This is a genomic window from Vicinamibacteria bacterium (genome assembly GCA_035620555.1).
In the GTDB taxonomy this organism is placed as follows: domain Bacteria; phylum Acidobacteriota; class Vicinamibacteria; order Marinacidobacterales; family SMYC01; genus DASPGQ01.
Genome location: DASPGQ010000209.1, coordinates 1 through 2,501 on the forward strand (window position 1 = coordinate 1; position 2,501 = coordinate 2,501).

Below are 2,501 nucleotides of genomic sequence, written 5' to 3' on the forward strand. Positions count from 1 at the left end.
TCTCCCGGGACCAGGCTCGTGGCCTGGTGCTCCGCAGGCCCGAGGATCGCCGGATCGATCGGGAGGTAGGTTTCGGGACCGGACCAGATGCCATGGACCAGCTCGCCTTCGAAGGGGAGCGACTGTAGGATGAGGCCACACGTTCGGGGCGCCTCGCGCTCCAGGAGTATGGCAGTGGCGGAGATTTTTTCGTCGAGAAACTCGAGCTTCATTGCACCCACGGGGGCTTTCTTATCACGCCCACTGCTGGCTAGGTAGGGGTTTTTTCCCACGACATATGTGGGGAAAACCCAACGCTTTGGCGCACATAGACTGTCTTCCGTCTCAGGTACAGTCGCGACGTTGCATGATTGATATGTGGGTTCGGTCAATGGTCGTGCAACGATGCCAGAGCTGGGAGAGGCGGTAGCCGGGCGGGCCTCCAACCATTCGATTCGGCGCCGCCTCCCCCCTCGAACTCGTCACGTGCTCCGCAAGGGCCGAGCCGTGGCGGCCGGGCGATCGCGGGTCCCGCCCCTTTAACCGAGCACCGAAAGCAGATACTCAGCCGTCGGATTTCATGACCGCGATGGGTCCCGCCAGTGAGATCCGCCAGTCGTTCTCGAGCTCTTTCGTGAAATGAGTATCGTGCTCGCCTGCCGCCTCGATGAGGGCGTCGAGCCAGAGCGTAAACATATCGGCGGTCACGCCGATGTCACGATGGAGCCTGGCCAAACGTTCTACTTCCTCATGAGCGGGCCCCTTCGTGGTACCGGCGGCGACCAGCATCACGTAGAGTGAATCCCGCAGCATTCTCTTCTGCCGCTCGAAGTCCGTCTTCCTGAAGAGGTCCGCGACTTCGGGCGAGGAAGCCATGAAGAGCTCGTAGAAACGCTGCAAGAACGTCTCGCATCCAACACACCGCCCGAGGCTCTCACGAGTGCGCTCAATCGCGTCGGGGTCCGTCGATACGACACTGGTCATGATTTCTTGATTTTACGACGTCCGATCGCGGCAACGCCATCGGCCCTTCGGGTGCATGCCGCCGCCGCGATCTTGCCTTCCATCCGCCGTCCTCTTGCCTCATTCCCCTTGAATACTTCTCGGCAACGGAGGCAAAGCGATGGTGGAAAACATCGAACGGACCCGAAGCCACGGTCAATCGCCCGTCTTGAAGGCCATTCTGGTAGCGGTCGTGATCGGTCTTCTCCTCTTACCTCTCGGGATGGTGATGGCGCTCATCCACGAGCGAGAGGCGACTCGGAAGGAAGCGGAACGGGAGGTCTCCGAGAAATGGGGCACGCAGCAGACCGTCGGAGGCCCGGTGCTCCTGATCCCCTACCTCAGCCGCGCGGTCGATGCGAACGGAAAGAGTCAGATCGTCACGGCCCACGCGACGCTTCTTCCGTGGTCGCTCGAGATCCAGGGCGAGCTCACACCCGAGATTCGATACCGGGGCATCTTCGAAGTACCGCTCTATACTGTCGCGCTGCGGCTGAGCGGGTCGTTTGTACCCGAGGAGATCTCCGAGCTTTCGATTCCCGAGTCGGAGCTCCTTTGGAGGGATGCCGTGCTGTCGGTAGGCATACCCGACCCGCGGGGCATCCGGCAGACGGTCACGCTCCGCTGGGACGAGACGGAGCTCGACTTCGAGCCCGGCTCCGGAACCGGCTCAGTATTTCCTTCCGGCATCCACGTCGGCATCGGTGGGTTCCTCGGGGGTGCGCCGGAAACGCGCCGAGCGCATGCCTTTCAGTTCGAGCTAGCGCTCAACGGGAGCCGCCACCTCGCGTTCGTACCGGTCGGACAGGAGACTCGCGTTCGTCTCGCCTCTTCGTGGCCGTCTCCGAGCTTTACCGGCGCATTCCTTCCTGACAGCCGGTCGGTGACGGCAGAGGGTTTCTCCGCCGAATGGCAGCTGTTCTATCTCGGTCGTTCTTATCCGCAACGGTGGAAGGCGGGCGAGGTCGATCCGGGCGTCGTTCACGCGTCTGCCGCTGGCGTCGATCTCGTTCTCCCCGTCGACGCGTATCTGAAGTCGATGCGCTCCGCCAAATACGGCGTTCTCTTCCTCGTCGTGACCTTCGGTGCCTACTTTCTCTTCGAGATCCTCGGCCGCTCCAGGATCCATCCTTTCCAGTATCTTCTGGTCGGAGCGGCGCTCGTCGTCTTCTACGTACTCCTGCTGTCTTTGTCGGAGCACGTCGGTTTCGACCTCGCCTACGGTATCGCAACCGTCGCGATCCTCGGACTCATCCTCGGGTACAGCAGCTTCATCCTCGGTCGCGCCGAGCGACTCGTGGGGCTAGGAGCCCTTCTCGCCGGGCTCTACGTCTTTCTCTACGTGCTCCTGCAACTCGAGGATCTCGCGCTTGTTCTCGGATCCGTCGGCCTCTTCTTCGCACTCGCCGCGGTCATGTGGATAACCCGCCGGGTAGACTGGTATGCGCTCCAGGAGGAATTGGAAAGCAAGCCGCTAGCATAGAGGTCGCCTGCAGGCCTGTTCCGAGAGCCTTCCCCGG

At 62.0% G+C, this 2,501-nt stretch carries 3 protein-coding genes; 1 reads left to right on the forward strand and 2 read right to left on the reverse strand.

Going from position 1 to position 2,501, the window contains the following annotated elements:
* Positions 1–212 (reverse strand): DUF3830 family protein (locus tag VEK15_08390; GenBank protein HXV60698.1); only part of this gene is annotated, 212 nt, incomplete at its 3' end.
* 331 nt (positions 213–543) lie between these two features.
* Positions 544–963, reverse strand: coding sequence for a globin (locus tag VEK15_08395; GenBank protein HXV60699.1), 420 nt, complete (start codon positions 961–963; stop codon positions 544–546).
* 139 nt (positions 964–1,102) lie between these two features.
* Between VEK15_08395 and creD the strand changes: the two genes are divergently transcribed.
* Complete coding sequence (gene creD, locus VEK15_08400) at positions 1,103–2,464, forward strand: cell envelope integrity protein CreD (protein HXV60700.1); 1,362 nt, start codon at positions 1,103–1,105, stop codon at positions 2,462–2,464.
* Positions 2,465–2,501 lie beyond the last annotated feature (37 nt).